Origin of the sequence: Amycolatopsis sp. NPDC058278, assembly GCF_042881395.1 — a bacterium.
GTDB lineage: Bacteria > Actinomycetota > Actinomycetes > Mycobacteriales > Pseudonocardiaceae > Amycolatopsis.
In genome coordinates, this window is the sequence record NZ_JBHVXZ010000105.1 from 1 (window position 1) to 15991 (window position 15991).

General features: G+C 71.5%; 11 protein-coding genes and 1 tRNA gene. 6 read left to right on the forward strand and 6 right to left on the reverse strand.

Annotated features, from left to right (window positions below; genetic code table 11):
* Positions 1–182 precede the first annotated feature (182 nt).
* Positions 183–1724 carry a GMC family oxidoreductase gene (locus tag ACFVYA_RS37750; protein WP_387051937.1) on the reverse strand — a complete coding sequence of 514 codons (1542 nt, stop codon included), beginning with the start codon at positions 1722–1724 and terminating at the stop codon, positions 183–185.
* A 19-nt stretch (positions 1725–1743) separates the two neighbouring features.
* A complete protein-coding gene (locus ACFVYA_RS37755) occupies positions 1744–2919 on the reverse strand; it encodes an acyl-CoA dehydrogenase family protein (RefSeq protein WP_387051939.1) in 1176 nt (391 codons plus the stop codon).
* A gap of 149 nt (positions 2920–3068) precedes the next feature.
* On the opposite strand from ACFVYA_RS37755, the gene ACFVYA_RS37760 reads away from it, so the two are divergent.
* From ACFVYA_RS37760 to ACFVYA_RS37775, 4 genes are read left to right on the forward strand one after another with little or no spacing between them, the layout of a single operon-like run.
* The gene (locus ACFVYA_RS37760) at positions 3069–4445 is read left to right on the forward strand and encodes an FAD-dependent oxidoreductase (protein WP_387051941.1); all 1377 of its coding nucleotides are present in this window, start codon (positions 3069–3071) and stop codon (positions 4443–4445) included.
* A gap of 14 nt (positions 4446–4459) precedes the next feature.
* Positions 4460–5938 carry an APC family permease gene (locus ACFVYA_RS37765; RefSeq protein ID WP_387051942.1) on the forward strand — a complete coding sequence of 493 codons (1479 nt, stop codon included), beginning with the start codon at positions 4460–4462 and terminating at the stop codon, positions 5936–5938.
* A 52-nt stretch (positions 5939–5990) separates the two neighbouring features.
* Complete coding sequence (locus tag ACFVYA_RS37770; protein ID WP_285985270.1) at positions 5991–7568, forward strand: GMC family oxidoreductase; 1578 nt, start codon at positions 5991–5993, stop codon at positions 7566–7568.
* A gap of 14 nt (positions 7569–7582) precedes the next feature.
* A complete protein-coding gene (locus ACFVYA_RS37775; RefSeq protein WP_387051944.1) occupies positions 7583–8959 on the forward strand; it encodes an aspartate aminotransferase family protein in 1377 nt (458 codons plus the stop codon).
* A 969-nt stretch (positions 8960–9928) separates the two neighbouring features.
* Here ACFVYA_RS37775 and ACFVYA_RS37780 read toward each other — a convergent pair.
* The 3 genes from ACFVYA_RS37780 to ACFVYA_RS37790 form a co-directional block, all read right to left on the reverse strand.
* Positions 9929–10005, reverse strand: a tRNA-Arg gene (locus ACFVYA_RS37780).
* Positions 10006–11138: 1133 nt separating this feature from the next.
* Positions 11139–11513, reverse strand: a complete 375-nt coding sequence (locus ACFVYA_RS37785; RefSeq protein ID WP_387051946.1) for a peptidase inhibitor family I36 protein — start codon at positions 11511–11513, stop codon at positions 11139–11141.
* A gap of 179 nt (positions 11514–11692) precedes the next feature.
* Complete coding sequence (locus tag ACFVYA_RS37790; protein WP_387051948.1) at positions 11693–12748, reverse strand: LacI family DNA-binding transcriptional regulator; 1056 nt, start codon at positions 12746–12748, stop codon at positions 11693–11695.
* Between the two features lie 74 nt (positions 12749–12822).
* Between ACFVYA_RS37790 and ACFVYA_RS37795 the strand changes: the two genes are divergently transcribed.
* Together ACFVYA_RS37795 and ACFVYA_RS37800 are read left to right on the forward strand one after the other, a co-directional pair.
* Entirely contained in the window at positions 12823–14004 is a 1182-nt protein-coding gene (locus ACFVYA_RS37795; protein ID WP_387051950.1) for an MFS transporter, read from the forward strand.
* Between the two features lie 175 nt (positions 14005–14179).
* Entirely contained in the window at positions 14180–15367 is a 1188-nt protein-coding gene (locus ACFVYA_RS37800; RefSeq protein ID WP_387051951.1) for a sensor histidine kinase, read from the forward strand.
* On the opposite strand, the gene ACFVYA_RS37805 is transcribed toward ACFVYA_RS37800, so the two are convergent.
* Positions 15341–15979, reverse strand: coding sequence for a histidine phosphatase family protein (locus ACFVYA_RS37805; protein ID WP_387051953.1), 639 nt, complete (start codon positions 15977–15979; stop codon positions 15341–15343). The two genes, ACFVYA_RS37800 and ACFVYA_RS37805, sit on opposite strands and share 27 nt — an antisense overlap.
* Positions 15980–15991 lie beyond the last annotated feature (12 nt).

The window sequence follows — 15991 nt, forward strand, 5'->3', positions numbered from 1 at the left end:
CCACGCACCGACCAGGCGCAGCGGAACACTCAAGACTTCCTTCTCCCGCTCACTGGTGAACGAGCCGTAGTAAGCGGACAACCTGTCCTCAGCACCAACCGACATAGCGTTCTCCTAATCCGAAGGCTTCCCACAACAATTGTGCGGTCGGCGGAACCGTCATTTTCTCGGTTCTTGCTTGCTCAAAGGAGCCTGATCAGGTCAGCCGCTTTCTCGCCGATCGCGATGGCCGCCGCGTTCGGCTGGCCGCGGCCCACCTTCGGCATCACCGAGGCGTCGGCGACGCGCAGGCCGTCGACGCCGTGCACGCGCAGGGAAGCGTCGACGACGGTGCCGATGGCGCAGCTGCCCGAAGCGTGGAAGATCGAATGCGTCCAGCGGCGGACGTACGCGCGCAGGTCCTGGTCCGACTCCGATTCCGGGGCGCGGAAGAGTTCCTCGGTGTAGGGCCGCATCGCGGGCCGGCGGGCGATGTGCAGGCCCATCCGCAGCGCCTCGACCGCGGTCACCATGTCCGCTTCTTCGAGCAGGTAGTTGTGCACGATCCGCGGTTTCGACGTCGGGTCCGCCGAAGCGAGCGTCACGCTGCCCCGGCTTTCCGGGGTCAGCAGCGCCGGGCCGCAGGAGATCGCGTGCGCGGTCGGGAACGCCAGGCCACTGTCGACGAACATGATCGGGGCCGCGAAGAACTCCACGTCCGGGGCCGGGATGCCGGACCGGGTGCGCGCGAACCCGCCCGCTTCCGGGCCGTTCGACGCGGTCGGGCCGGTGCCCTCCTCGACGAACCGCCGGATGTTCTGCGGTTCCATCGCGGTCAGCAGGCTGACGGGCTGCGAGTGCGTGAAGGTCAACGGCACCAGCGCGTGGTCCTGCAGGTTCTGCCCGACCTCCGGCAGGTCCGCCACCACCGGGATGCCGAGCATCCCCAGCTGCGCGGCCGGCCCGACGCCGGACAGCATCAGCAGCTGCGGCGAGTTGTACGCGCCCGCCGAGAGGATGACCTCCCGGTCCGCGCGGATCGTCAGCTCTTCGTCGAGCCGCTGCCCGGCGACGCCCACCGCGCGGCCGTGCTCGATCAGCACCCGGTGCGCCTGGAAGTTCGTCTCGACGGTCAGGTTCGGCCGCCCCAGCGCGGGGCGGAGGAACGCCACCGCCGTGCTGCACCGGCGCCCGTCGCGCGTGGTCACCTGGAAGAACCCGAAGCCGTCCTGGTTCTTCCCGTTGAAGTCGTCGTTGGCCGGCAGCCCCGCTTCGACGGCGGCGTCCACGAAGGCCTGGGCGCTCGGGTTGTTCGACCGTCCATTGGAGACGGTCAGCGGCCCGCCGGTCCCGTGGAACTCGTCGGCGCCGCGCTCGTTGTCCTCGGACCGCTTGAAGTACGGCAGGATCTCGTCGTAGGTCCAGCCCGGCGTCTCCCACTCGTCGAAGTCGAGCCGGTTGCCGCGCGCGTAGATCATCGCGTTGAGCGAACTCGTCCCGCCGAGCACGCGCCCGCGCGGCAGGAACACCCGCCGCCCGTTCAGCGCGGGCTCGTCGTGGCTGTCGTAGTCCCAGTCGTAGCGGGTGCGGAACAGCGTGGCGAACGCCGACGGCACGTGGATGTTCTCGGCGTTGTCGGCCGGGCCCGCTTCCAGCAGGCAGACCTTGACGTCCGGATCTTCGGACAGGCGCGCGGCGAGCACGCAGCCCGCCGAGCCCGCACCGACGATGACGTAGTCGTACATGGGCGTCTCCCGGCGCGGATCAGATGTAGAGGGTGTTCGGTTCGAGGCCCGCGAGCACCCGTCCGTACAGCTCGAACGCGGTGGGCGGGTACATCAGGGCGTGCAGGTTGGCGGTGGTGACGTTGCGCGCGATGCGCTGGATGGCCACCGACTCGTAGATCGACGAACCGCCGCTGGCCCCGAAGAGGAGGTCGACGGCCTCCTTGGCGAGCCGGCACACGACGCCGACGTCGGCGCGGGCCCGGGCGCGCTCCTCGATCTTCCACGGCTCGCCGGCCGCGGACTTGGCGTCGAGCAGGTCGGCGACCCGGTAGCTGTGGAACTCGGCCTGGTCGATCTTCAGCGACGCCTCGGCCAGCTGCAGGTGCGTGATCGGCGCTTCGCGCTGGTCGTCGTAGCTGGTGTAGGTGATCTTCCGGCCCGGCAGGCGCTCCATGAACGCCTCCATCGCGCCGCGCGCCATGCCGAGCACGCTGCCGACGGTGGTGGCCGCGGCGACCGCGAGCAGCGGCGCTTTGTACATCGGCAGGTCCGCGTTGAGCGCCGACGCGTACTGCTCCTGCAGGATCGCGGGCAGCGGGAGGGTTCGCTCGGCGGGGACGAACAGGTCCTTCGCGACGGTGGTGACGCTGCCGGAGCCGCGCACGCCCATGGTGTGCCAGTCGTCGACGATCTCGACGTCGGAGATCGGGACCAAGCCCATGACCGGCATCATCTGGCCGTCCGGCAACGGGGTGAGCGCGATGATTTCCTGCCAGTGGCTGTGCAGCGCGCCGCTGATGAAGCCCCACTTGCCGTTGACCAGGTACCCGCCGTCGACCGGCGTCGCCATCGCGCTCGGGCTGAGCGTGCCGCAGACGCGCACGTCCGGCGTCCGGTACACCTCGTCCTGCACGGAGTCGGGGAACAGGCCCACCATCCAGCCGGGGATCCACCACACCTGCTGCGTCCAGCCGACGGCACCGTCGCCGCGGCCGAGCTCGGCGGCGACCTCGACGACCGTGCGCGCGCTCGCCTCGTAACCGCCGTAGCGGCGCGGGACGCGCATCTTGAAGAACCCGGCCGCGCCCAGCCCTTCGACGACCTCTTCGTGCAACCGCCGGTTCTCCTCCGACCACTGGGCGTGCTTCCGGAGCAGGGGCACCAGATCGGTCGCCCTGCTGACGAGTTCTTCGTGGCTCGGCACGTCGGTCACTGGGGTCCTCCTCGGTCGATGGCCGTCTCCCAACGTCGCACCGGCCCCCGCGCGGAGCGTCTCCAGCGTTGCGCGACGGGCGCAATCATGAAGACGCTGCCCGCGCTCACGCGGTGTGAGGATTCCTTCAGCCCGAGGAGAGGACGTCCATGAGCAGTCATGTCGGAGACCGCGCGATCGTGCTCGGCGGCAGCATGGCGGGGATGTTCGTCGCCAGGGTGCTGTCGGACGTCTTCACCGAGGTGCTGGTCGTCGACCGCGACGCGCTCGCCGGTGTGCGGGAAGGCCGCCGCGGTGTGCCGCAGGGCCGGCACGCGCACGGCCTGCTGGCGCGCGGCCAGGAGATCCTGGAGGACTTCTTCCCCGGCTTCACCGCCGAGCTGATCGCCGCGGACATCCCGGTCGGCGACCTCGGGGGGCAGGTCCGCTGGTACTTCGACGGGCACCGGATCCGCCCGTCCGACACCGGCCTGCGCCTGGTCGGCGTCGCCCGTCCGGTGCTGGAGGACCACGTGCGCCGGCGCGTCCGCGCGATCCGCAACGTGACCTTCGTGGACAGCACCGACGTGATCGGCCCGGTCGCGGTGGCCGGCCCGGACCGCGTCACCGGCGTCCGCGTGCAGGGCCGCGGCCCCGGCGCCGTCGAAGAGGTGCTCGACGCGGACCTCGTCGTCGACGCCACCGGCAAGGGCTCGCGCGCACCCGGCTGGCTCGCGTCCCTGGGCTACGGGAACGTCGAAGAGGACCGCGTCAAGGTCGGGCTCGCCTACACCAGCCGCAGGTACCGCTTCGACGTCGACCCGTTCCGGGGCGACATGTCGATAAACCCGGTCGCCACCCCCGCGAACCCGCGCGGCGCGTTCCTGCACACCCTGGGCGGCGGCCTCGGAATGCTGTCGCTCACCGGCATCCTCGGCGACCACCCGCCCACCGACGAGGAGGGCTTCCTCGCCTTCGCGAAGTCGCTGCCGGTGCCCGATGTCCACGACGCGATCGTGGACGCCGAGCCGATCGGCGCCCCGGTCACCTTCAAGTACCCGGCCAGCCAGCGCCGCCGCTTCGAGAAGCTGCCCCGGCTTCCCCGGGGGTTCCTGGTCGCGGGCGACGCGGTGTGCTCGTTCAACCCGGTCTACGGCCAGGGCATGGCATCGGCGGCGTTGCAGGCGCTGACCCTGCGCGAGCACCTCCAGGCCGGCATCCCCGACCCGCGCGCGTTCTTCAAGGACATCGCGAAGGTGGTCGACGTGCCGTGGGAGATCTCCGCCGGCGGCGATCTCGCGTTCCCGGCGGTCGAGGGCAAGCGCACGCTGAAAGTCCGGATGGGCAACGCCTTCACGGCGCGCCTGCAGACCGCGGCCACCCACGACGCCAGGCTCGGCGAGGCGTTCCTGCGCGTGGCCGGGCTGGTCGACCCGCCGCAGAGCCTGATGCGCCCGAGCATGGTGCTCCGCACCCTCCGCACCCCGCGCACCCCCGCCGGGGACAGCCGGCCGGAGCCCGGCCCCCGGCTCCGCCGCGCAGCCTGACACTGGAGTTGACCATGAGCAAGGAAAAGACGCCCGGTCTGCGCGGTGTGCTGACCACACCGAAGATCGTGCTGCTGGTGGTGGCGGCCGCCGCGCCGCTGGCCGCGGTGGTCGGCACGGTGCCGCTCGCCTTCACCCTGGGCAACGGCGCGGGCGTGCCCGCGGTGTTCGTCTTCGCCGGGATCGTGCTGCTCTGCTTCTCGGTGGGGTATGCGGCGATGAGCCGCCGGGTGGTCAACGCGGGCGGCTTCTACACGTACTTCTCGCTGGGCATCGGCAAACCCCCGGCCGTCGCGGGCGGCCTGGTCGCGGTGCTGTCGTACAACGCGGCGTCGATCGGCCTGGCCGGGACCTTCGGCTACTTCACGAAGCTGACGGCGGACGCCTACGGGCTCGTTCTCCCGTGGGAAGCTTGGTCGGCGCTGGCGATAGCGGTCGTCGCCGTGCTCGGGTACCGGCAGATCGACGTCTCCGCCAAGGTGCTCGCCGTGCTGATGGTCGCCGAGATCGGCGTGCTCGCGATTCTCGACGTCTTCATCATCGGCCACAAGGGCGTGCAGGCGCTGCCGCTGACGGCGTTCCAGCCGTCCACCGTGTTCACCGGCGCCATCGGCGTGACGATGATGTTCGCCTTCATGTCGTTCATCGGCTTCGAATCCGCGTCGCTCTACGGTGAAGAGGCGAAGGACCCGCGCAAGACGGTTCCGCGGGCGACGTACGCGTCGGTCGTCGTGATCGCCGCCTTCTACGCGCTGACCAGCTGGGTGGCGGTCGGTGGCATCGGCGCGGACCAGGTGCCGCAGGTGGCGGGGGAGCAGCTCGGCGGGTTGTTCCTCACGCTGGGCTCCGACTACGTCTCACCGGTGCTCGGCTCGGTGATGCAGGTGCTGTTGTGCACCAGCACGCTCGCCGCGCTCCTCGCGCTCCACAACGCCACCAACCGCTACACCTTCGTGCTGGGCCGGGAACGGGTGCTCCCCGGCTGGCTCGGCGGGGTGCACGCGAAGCACGCGTCACCGCACCGCGCCAGCATCGTCCAAAGCGTCCTGACGGTCGTCGTGGTGGGAGCGTTCGCGGCCGGCGGGCTCGACCCGTACACGAACCTCGCCACCAGCCTGCTCGGAGTGGGGACGCTCGGGATCGTGGTGCTGCAGGCGTTCGCGGCCGTCTCCGTGATCGGGTTCTTCCGCAAGCGCCCGGACGGCCACTGGTGGCGGACCAAGCTCGCCCCCGCGCTCGGCGCGCTCGGGCTCGGTGCGTCGGCGGTCCTGCTGGTGACGAACTTCCCGCTGCTGACCGGGACCGACAGCGCCGTGGTCAACTCGCTGCCGTGGCTGTTGCTCGCGGTCGCCGTCGCCGGCGTCGGTTATGCCTTGTGGCTCAAGGCTAACAGGCCGGAGCGGTACGCGGGGATCGCTGTCGCCGAGGTCCGCTCCGGCCACCTCGAGCTCGTGCGCGAGCCCGAGCCGAAGCCCGGCGAACTGGCCGCCTGACGCGCATCTCCGCCAGACGCTCCCCGTGCCCAGCCCGTTGCAGACTTCAACCATGGAGGACCGGATGTACGACTACGTGATCGTCGGCGCGGGTTCGGCGGGCTGCGTGCTCGCGGCGCGCCTTTCCGAGGATCCGGACGTCACGGTGTGCGTGATCGAGGCAGGCTCGTACGACACCGCGGAGAACATCCACATCCCCGCCGCTTTCGGCGAGCTGTTCCGCACCCGCTACGACTGGGACTACGACACCCACGAGGAGCCGGAGCTCAACCGCCGCCGCATCTTCCACCCGCGTGGCAAGGTGCTCGGCGGCACCAGCTCCATCAACGCGATGCTCTACCTGCGTGCCAACAAGCTCGACTACGACGGCTGGGGCCAGCCGGGCTGGACCTACGACGAGATCCTGCCGTACTTCAAGCGGTCCGAGGACAACGAGCGCGGCGCCGACGAGTTCCACGGCACGGGCGGCCCGATGTCCGTTTCGGACGGCCGTTCGAAGAACATCCAGTCGCGGGCCTTCATCGAGTCCGCGCTGCAGGCGGGGTTCGACGAGAACACGGACTTCAACGGCAAGACCCAGGACGGCTTCGGCTTCTTCCAGGTCACCCAGCGCAACGGCCGCCGGTGCAGCACCGCCGTCGCGTACCTGCACCCCGCGCTCGGCCGCCCGAACCTGACCCTGGAGACCCACCTCCAGGTGCACCGCGTGCTGATCGAGGACGGCCGCGCGGTCGGCGTCACCGGGCACCGCGGCGACGACATGGTCACCATCCGCGCCGAACGCGAAGTCATCCTCAGCGGCGGCGCGTACAACTCGGCGCACCTGCTGATGCACTCCGGCATCGGCCCGGCCGACCACCTGAACCTGCTGGGCATCGACGTGCAGGTCGACAACCCCGAGGTCGGCGCGAACCTGCAGGACCACCCGATCGTGCCGCTGATCTACAGCCACGACCTGCCGGTCAGCCTGCTGATCGCCGAAGAACCCCAGTACCTCAAGGAGTTCGAGGAGCACGGCACCGGCCCGCTCACCTCGAACGGCCCGGAGTGCGGCGGGTTCGTCCGCACGGACTCCGGCCTGCCGGCGCCGGACGTCGCGTTCTTCACCGGCCCGCTGATGTTCGCCGACAGCGGCCTGGGCCTGCCGACCGGGCACGCGATCACCTACGGCCCGGTGCTGCTGACCCAGGGCAGCCGCGGTGCGGTCACCCTCGACTCCAACGACCCGACCACCAAGCCGAAGATCCAGCACAGCTACTTCAGCGCCGACGGCGACCTGGACGTGGCCGTCGCCGGGGTCCGGATCGGCATGGAGATCGCGCGCCAGCAAGCACTTTCGCCGTACACGAAGACGCACTACCGCGCGCCGGAGTCCGATTCGGACAAGGACGTCCGCGCGTACGTCCGGGCATACACGCACTCGATCTTCCACGGCACCGGCACCTGCTCGATCGGCAAGGTCGTCGACCCCGAACTGCGCGTCAAGGGCGTCGACGGCCTGCGCGTCGCCGACGTGTCCGTGATGCCGACCCCCGGCCGCGGCGCACCGAACGCCACCGCGATCGCCATCGGCGAGAAGGCGGCCGACCTGCTGCTCGGCCGTCCGGCACTGCCCAAGTCCCCGGCGTAGAACTGGAGAAGCACGTGACCATCTCACCTCAGACTCCGTCTGTCGCCGAGGCCGCAGCCGAGCTGGAGAAACTCGACCGCCGGCACCTGTTCCGCTCGATGCAGCGCGGGGACATCCACGACCGCGTGGTGATCGTGCGCGGCGAGGGCTGCACCGTGTGGGACGCGCGCGGCAACGAGCTGCTCGACGCGGCCGGCGGCGGCGTCTGGCACTCGCCGCTCGGCCACGGCCGCAAGGAGCTGGCCGAGGTCGCCGCGAAGCAGATCACCGAGCTGGAGTACTTCACCAGCCTGCTGGAGTTCTCCAACGACAAGGCGATCCACCTCGCCGCGCGCATCGCCGGGCTGGCCCCGGAGGGGATCGACCGGGTGTTCTTCACCAGTGGCGGGTCCGAGTCGGTGGAGACCGCGATCAAGGCGGCGCGGCTGTTCCACCACCGGCGTGGCGAGCCGGACCGCACGTGGATCCTGTCGCGGCACTACTCGTTCCACGGCGCCGCCTACGGCAGCGGCACGGCGACCGGTTTCCCCCCGATGCAGGAGGGAGTCGGCCCGAACCTGCCGCACGTGGAGAAGCTGACCCCGCCCAACTCGTACCGCCCGGAGATGTTCGGCGGCCAGGACCAGACCGACTTCCTGCTCGCCGAGCTGGAGCAGACGATCGAGCGGATCGGTGCGGGCAACATCGCCGCGATGATCGGCGAGCCGGTCATGGCGGGCGGCGGCGTCCTCGAACCGCCGGCCGACTACTGGCCGCGGGTGCGCGAAGTCCTCTCACGCAACGGGATCCTGCTGATCGCGGACGAGGTCGTCACCGCGTACGGCCGGGTCGGCTCGTGGTTCGAGTCGGAGGTCCGGGGCATGCGCCCGGACATGATCACCATGGCGAAGGGCATCGCGGGCGGATACATCCCCCTCGGCGCCACGCTGATGACCGACGAGATCGCCGACGGCCTGCTGGAGACCGGCGGGTTCTTCCACGGCTACACCTTCCAGGGCCACCCGGTGGCCTGCGCGCTCGGTCTCGCCACCATCGACATCATCGAGCGCGAGCAGCTGGTGCCGAAGGCGCACACCATCGCGGATTGGCTGCGCACCGGCCTCGCCCCGGCCGCCGACCTGCCCACCGTCGGCGACATCCGCGTCGTCGGCTCGCTCGCCGGGCTGGAGATGGTGAGCGACCGAGAGCACAAGATCCCGCAGGAGTGGGCGCCGGTCGAGCGCGTCTGCTTCGAGATCCGCAAGCGGCACGGCGTCATCGCCCGGCCGTACGGGCACATGCTCGTCCTCGCACCCCCGCTGGTGATCACCGAGGCCGAGGCCCGCCGCGCCACCGACGCCGTCATCGACGTCGTCTCCCGCTTCCGCGCCGACGGCAGCCTCGCCGACTGAGGGAGGACCGTGGTGAGCACGTCCGAGTCCCCGCTGACGGAGATCCAGTACGCGTACTGATCGGTCGCGGTCCCGCGCGCCTGGCTTCGAACTCGAAGGCAGGCTGGACCCGGACGTGCTCAGCCGGCCGGCGGCGCCGTGATCTCGAACGGCGGCACTTCGGCGCGCAGCATTTCGTGCCTGCGCATCAGGGTGCAAACTGCTCGCCGACCAAGACGAAGTCCTTGCCTCCCAGGAGAACTCGACGGCAGCACTCCGGACGTCGGCCCCCGGCGCCACAGTGGAATCAGCGCACTCGCCCGAACCGGCTGTCGCGGGTATTCGCGCCTCTGCCGGCCAACGGCTCAGGCGGCCTCCGATGTGGACGATCCCGCGTGATCGGCGGGTTGCTGCCGGCTTTCCATCGGCAAGCGGTCGGCTGCCTCTGGCCGTGGTGCTCCCGACCTGGCGGGATGGCCGTCGCCGGGCGCCGGGGACTGGACAGCGATCGCCCGGGCCGTCAGGTGCTGCAGCTTCGTGAGGTGCCGTTGGACGAGCCCTGCGCGCCGTGCTTCGTCCATCGCTGCGCGCGTGACGCTGTTGGTGCGCCGGCGCCGATGCCGTCCACCGGCTTCGGTGTGGTCCATGGTGGTGTCTCCGCCTCCTTTGCCGGGGAAACGTGTCCCTCGATCGTGTTGTTGCCGCTCGATCCGCGGATCATTGCTGGGCGTGATCGCCCGATTGCGGGGAAGCGCGAACGGCGGATTTGCCCGCCGGTAACAAGGCTGTCTCGATACGAACTCGGCCCGGGTTCGTTGGGCCACCTGGCCGCTCGCGCGATGGGTCGTCCGGACCTGTGCGTGCCGTGAGGGAAAACGGGCCGTCACCGTCCACAGTGGGAGCGCGACGGCGGGAAAAGCGAGCTGCGATGTGGGCCCGGTCACGTGTCCCGGGCACGTCGTGCGCGACCGCGCACGACGTTTTCCCTGGTGGCGCCCCCGGCAGGACTCGAACCTGCGACCTAGAGATTAGAAGGCTCTTGCTCTATCCAGCTGAGCTACGAGGGCCCGCGCCGACGACCTGTCCCGCCCGTGCCGGTCGCCCGGCCCCGGCAGCTTAGTCGTCGCCATCCTCTCGATCGTTCGACACCGGCGAATCGTTTCAGGTCTCGTTCGACTTGATTCGAAAAAACTCGGCGATGCCGATGTCACGGCGGCGCAACGCTCCGACGCGCGAGCGTGACGGCACGGCCACGAGCGGCGGTGGTGTGGACCACGGCCGCCACTCGGTCGGGTGAGACGGCGGCCGGGTGGGAGGAGGAGGACGTGCGGAAAGGCGCCTCAGCCGGGGGAATCGAGGACCCGGCGGACGGCTGCGTGGCTGGTGGTGGGGCGAAGAGCATGGCTGCGTCGGCCTTTCCGAAAGCGGGGCGGTGGTCGCCAGTGGACTTCGGCCGGTGTGGCCGATGCCGTGGTGGCGACGGGGCTCGTTGTGTGCGAACGGTTGCTGTGGGTGGTCTGCCCGGCTGGTGCGGCGCCTCCCGGCCTCGTTGCGCCCGGGTGGGCCGCCCGGGGCGAGCGGTCGGTGTGGCCCCGATTTCGCGTGAGCTGGTCGGCTGGCCGCGGCGGGTTCAGCTGCCTGCCTCGGCTGGCTGCGTCCGGCGAGGTCCGGATGGGCGGGTTGCGAGGGCCGGGCATGCTGCCCGGCCCGGGGGCCCTGTGGGTTGGTGGGTCGGAGCGTTTGGGTTGTGAGGGTCGGGCAGGTTGCCGGGCTCGGGATCCGCGGTGGGGGGCGTGCAGGCGGGGTGGGTTGTGAGGGTCGGGCACGCTGCCGGGCTCGGGACCCGCGGTGGGACGGGGCCACGCGCACAGGCCGGGTGGGTTGTGAGAGTCAGGCACGCCGCCGGGCTCGGGACCCGTGGTCGGACGAGTCGGAGCGCGCAAACGAGGGCGGATTGTGAGGGCGGTGGGCAGGCGGCCGGGGCCAGGAACTCAGTGGTGCCGGGAACGCTCCCGGCGGCGGTGAAGTCCGTGCGGCCTGCCGGGAAAGTGGGGCCCGTGGGCGCGCCCCGCCGCTGGGGTGCGCCCACGGGTGGGGCCGCTTTCGGGGGAGCGGCCCCGGTCGGGCCCGGCCGCCGCCGCGAGCCGGCTCCCCCCTTGGAGCGGGCGGCTGTGCGGGCCCGGGTCAGTGCGTCACTGCGTCACTCCCAGATCTGGATGCCGCGGACCAGGAAGGGTGCGTCCGGGACGAACGTGCCGCCACCCGGATAGGTGACGAAATCTCCCTCGGTCGAACATTCCTCGTCCTGGTACACCGTGACGTCGCGGGTCATCAGGTTCGCGAACGATGACCCGTCGAATCCTTCGGGCAGTGGCAGGCATTCCTCGGTATTGGCCGTGCGCAGGTCGAAACGCTGGATTTTGCCCGCGTAGGCGTCGGACGGCCACAGGCAGAACTCGCCCTTGCGGCAGCCCGGATCGGTGCTCGCGTGGGCGGCTCCGACGCTGGTCAGCAGGCCGACCATGGCCAGGACCACGATGTGCGGCAGGCGGGAACGAAGACGACGTGAAGACATGGTGGATTTCCCCTCCGGAATCGCGGCTTTCGTGGTGGCCGCGGTGAACGTGTGATTCCAGATTGGCGGGCGGGGGTGGGTTTGTCAGCCCGTTGTTTTGATTCTGTGGACAACTGGCCGGCGGCGGAGCAGTTGTCCACAGGTGCAACAAAAGGCCTCGCAAACGGCCGGAGATGGTGCTAGACCGGCCCCGTGCTGCCGCGCACCACGAGCGAAACCGGCACCTCGACCGGCGCCGGTGCCGAACCGTCGTCCAGCAGGCCCAGTGCGAGCTCCCCGGCGATCCGGCCCTTGGCCACGAGGTCCTGCCGGACTGTGGTCAGCGGCGGCGAGGACCACGACGCCGGCGGGCTGTCGTCGAAACCGGCCACCGACAGCTCACCCGGCACGCTGATCCCCAGCTCGCGGGCCGCGGCGAGCACCGCCAGCGCGAGCTGGTCGGACATGCACAGCACCGCCGTCGGCCGCGGCGCCGCCCCGAGCAGCGCGAACGCGCCGGCCATCGCGCTCTCCGCGCTCAGCCCGGCGGCCTCCTCGACGACGACCTCGCACGACCCCAGCTCGTCCAGGTAGCCGCCCAGCCGTTCGCGGACGTCGTGGAAGGGCGCGGCCGCGGCCTCGGCCACGGTCAGCCGGCCCCCGCCGGGCCGCAGGTGGCTGCACGCGGCGAAGATCCCGAACCGCCGGTGCCCCAGGTCCAGCAGGTGCCGCGCGGCCAGCGCCGCCCCGAGCCGGTCCGCGCAGCCGACCCGCGCCGTGCCGGGCAGCAGCGGCTGGTCGATCACCACGAGGGGCAACCCCCGCGCGCGCACGGCTTCCAGCGAAGGAGCGCCGTCGGGCAGCGAGTACACGATCGCGATGTCGGCTTGGGCGGTGAGCACGCGGTCCGCGGGCGGCCCGCCGTGCTCGCCGCCGGGCAGGAGCAGCAGCGCGTGCCCGCGCGGGTCGATCACCCGCGCCAGCGCGTCCAGCGTCAGGTACAGCGCGGGATCGGAGAACGCCATCGACAGCGACGTGTCCAGCAGGACCGCGATCGCGCCCGTGCGGCTGGTCGCCAGGCTCCGCGCCGTCGGGTCCGGACCGGGGTAGCCCAGCTCGGCCGCCACCCGCAGGACCTGGTCCCGGAGCCGGGCGGACAGCTGGTCGGGCCGGTTGTAGGCGTTCGAGACGGTGGCGCGCGAGACGCCGACGGCGCCGGCGACGTCGTCGAGCGTGGGGCGGCGGCGCCGGGTCATCCGCGCAGTCTAACCACCGGCCGGTGGACTTTCTGAAGCGCTTAAGTCACGCTGGGAGCACGAAAGGGGGACCCATGCGGGACCGGATCGCGGTGTTCACCGTGTTCGCCCTCAACGGGCTCGCGCTGGGGTCGTGGGCGTCGCGCACGCCCGCGCTGACCGCGCAGGTGCACGCCTCACCCGGGGTGTTCGGCCTGGCCCTGCTCGGTGCCAGCGTCGGCATGCTCGCCGCCGCCTCGGTGTCCGGGCGGCTGATCGAACGGGCCGGCGCCCGGGCGGTCGTCGCCGGGAGTACCGCGATGGCCGCCGGTTCGCTGGTGCTGATCGGCTTCGCGCCCACCGTCCCGCTGCTGGCCGGGGCGCTGCTGGTGATCGGCGCGAGCGTCGGGATGCTCGACGTCGCGATGAACGTCGCCGGCGTCGCTGTCGAACGCCGGCTCGGCAAGCCGGTGATGTCCGTGTTCCACGCGGGGTTCAGCTTCGGCGCGCTTGCCGGTTCGCTGGCCGCCGGCCTCGCCGCCGGCCACGGCTGGTCCCCGGCGCGGCACCTCACCGTGGCCGCCGTCGTCGCGGTCCTGGTGCTGGCCGGGGTGATCCGGGCCGTTCCGGGCATCCGTCCCGAGCACGCCGAAGCACCCGTCGGCACGCCGGCGCGGGCGCCGATCCGGCGGCCGGTGCTGTGGCTGCTCGCCGCGGTCGCGTTGTGCTCGGCCATCGCCGAGGGTGCGTCGTCGGACTGGTCGGCGCTGCTGATGACGGTCGAGCGCGGGGTCGGCCAGGGCGCCGCGGCCCTCGCGTTCGCGGGATTGCAGCTGGTCATGGGCTTGACCCGGCTGGCGGGCCCGTGGGCGCAACGCCGGTTCGGCCCGACGCGCTGCCTCGCCGCGGGCGCCACCCTCGCCGCGGCCGGCCTGGTCGCCGCGGCCACCATCCCGGTCGCCGCCGTCGGCTACGCCGGGTTCGCGCTGGCCGGCGCGGGCCTCGCCGCGTCCTTCCCGCTTGCGCTCAGCCTCGCCGGGGACGCCGGGAAGCGCGGCGACGGCACCGGCGGCGAACGCGAGATCGGCTTCGTCACCGCTGTCGCCTACACCGGCTTCCTGGGCGGCCCGCCGATCGTCGGCGGCATCGCGCAGGCGACGGACTACGACGTGGCGTTCGTCTTCGTCGCGCTCGTCGCGGCGTTGATCCTGCCCGCCGCGGTCGCCGCCCGGCGGTCGCGACGGCGTGAGGACGCGGAAGCCATGGTCGGCCGATAGCCGTTCCGGGTCCGAAATCCGTGCCGCGGCCCGCATTTCCGCCACGGCGCGGGCGTTGACAGTCCTCTGGTGCGCGAGGCAAGCTGAACCCCGTCGGTAAACTGAAATGAATACGGCGACGTTTCAATTTCAGGTCGGCTGATCGAGGTAGGGGCCTTGATCCGGGGAGGACGTCGTGAGGGTTGTACTGCTCGGCGGCGCGGGGGCGCTCGCCGGCCGGGGCGGGCGGTTCGGTGGCACGGGACTGACGCTGGTGCGGGACGCCGTGCCACGGCTCGTGCTGGTGCCGGTCGCGTTCCGGCTGGCGCTGTTCCTGCAGGCCGTCTGGTCCGGTGGCCCGCTGAGCGCGCCGGTGCTCTGGGTCGCGATCGCCCTCTACCTGGTGCCGAACCTCTTCGAAGTCGCTTGGGTCTTCCGCCGGGCCACCGGGATCCGGCCGGTACTGGCCGCCGATACCGCGTACACGCTCGTGACGAGCTTCGCCGCCGCCGTGTTCGCGGCGCAGTCACCCGAGCTGCTCGCCCTGACCTGGCCGAACATCATGGGCACGGTCATGGTCTGGACCCTGCTGCGCGGCGCGCCCGCCGGGGCGGTCGCGATCGCCGGCGCGCTGCTCCTGCGGTACGGCATGGCCGTGGTCTCCGGCACGTCGGCGCCCGCGACGTGGATCCTGCTCGCCCTGGTCGCGGCCGCCGCGACGGCGCTGGCCATCGTGCTGCTCGTCGCCGGGTCGATGCGGTTCGCGCTCGGGCTGGGCGAGCAGCGCGGCCGGGCCGCCGAACGGGAACGGCACCGCCGCGACGTCCACGACACCGTGCTGCAGGTGATGGAGTCCCTCGCGCTGCCCGCACCCGGGGACGCGCTCGACCCGCGGGGCAGCCTCGACCAGGTCCGCCGCACCGCCCGCGCGCAGGCCCTGCGGCTGCGGCTGAGCCTCGACGGCGACGCGCCCGCCGAGCCGGGCGGGCTCGAACACCGCCTCGGCGCGCTGGCCGTCGAGATGACGGCCGACGGTCTCCGCGTCGACCTCGTGGTGCTCGCCAAGCCCACTGACGTCCCCGAAGCCGTCGTCAACGCCCTTCACGACGCAACCCGCGAAGCACTGCGAAACACCTTGAAGCACGCAAGAACGGCGAAGGCCGTGGTGTGCCTCGAAGAACGCGAAGACGTCGTCACGGTGTCCGTGCGCGATCACGGCACCGGCTTCGACCTCGGCGCGAGCCGTGCCGGGTTCGGCATCGAGAACTCGATCCACGCCCGGATGGCCGAGATCGACGGCGCCGCGCGCATCGACTCGGCGCCCGGCCACGGCACCCGCGTCGTGCTGACCGCGCCGCTAAAGCTGGGTTTCCCCGTCGGGTGAGTCCCGCCACTGGGCGAACGGGCGGTCCAGCGCCCACTTGCCGTCCTGCTCTTCGAGGACGCGGTATTCGCAGGTCACCGGGTTGGACAGGGACTCGAACAGCTCGATGCTCCAGCCGAAGAGCCGCCGGCACAGCAGCCGCAGCGTGAGCCCGTGGGAGACGATCAGGACCGTCTCCGGGTGAGATTCCTCGCGCATCCGCAGGTCCGAGAGGAACGCCGCGACGCGGTCGTCGACGTCCGCGCCCGACTCGCCGAACGGCAGCCGGTAGAAGAAGTGCCCGAACTCGTGCCGCCGCGCCTTCTGGATCTCCTGCTCGGCCGGGTCCTGCAGGTTGCCCCAGTCCTGCTCGCGCAGCCGCGGCTCCTGGACCAGCCGTTCGCACGACGCCTGGATGTCCAGCAGCCGCAACGTCTGCCGGGTGCGCAGGTACGGGCTGACGTACACCGCGGGCCGCGTGCCGTCGAGCAGCCGCGCGATCTCCGGCGCCACCGCGCGGGCCTCCTGCTCTCCCTTGGCGGTCAGCGGCAGCGCGTGGTCGGGGATCCGCGTGTAGGCGAGCTCGTCGACGTTGCCGAGCGACTCGGCGTGCCGCAGCAGGATCATCTTCACGGCTCCCATCCT

Coding starts and splice junctions, on each gene's coding strand:
- ACFVYA_RS37760 (WP_387051941.1), top strand. CDS start 3,069: ATGAGCAGTCATGTCGGAGACCGCGCGATCGTGCTCGGCGGCAGCATG.
- ACFVYA_RS37750 (WP_387051937.1), bottom strand. CDS start 1,724: ATGTACGACTACGTCATCGTCGGTGCGGGCTCGGCGGGCTGCGTGCTC.
- ACFVYA_RS37770 (WP_285985270.1), top strand. CDS start 5,991: ATGGAGGACCGGATGTACGACTACGTGATCGTCGGCGCGGGTTCGGCG.
- ACFVYA_RS37765 (WP_387051942.1), top strand. CDS start 4,460: ATGAGCAAGGAAAAGACGCCCGGTCTGCGCGGTGTGCTGACCACACCG.
- ACFVYA_RS37785 (WP_387051946.1), bottom strand. CDS start 11,513: ATGTCTTCACGTCGTCTTCGTTCCCGCCTGCCGCACATCGTGGTCCTG.
- ACFVYA_RS37795 (WP_387051950.1), top strand. CDS start 12,823: ATGCGGGACCGGATCGCGGTGTTCACCGTGTTCGCCCTCAACGGGCTC.
- ACFVYA_RS37790 (WP_387051948.1), bottom strand. CDS start 12,748: ATGACCCGGCGCCGCCGCCCCACGCTCGACGACGTCGCCGGCGCCGTC.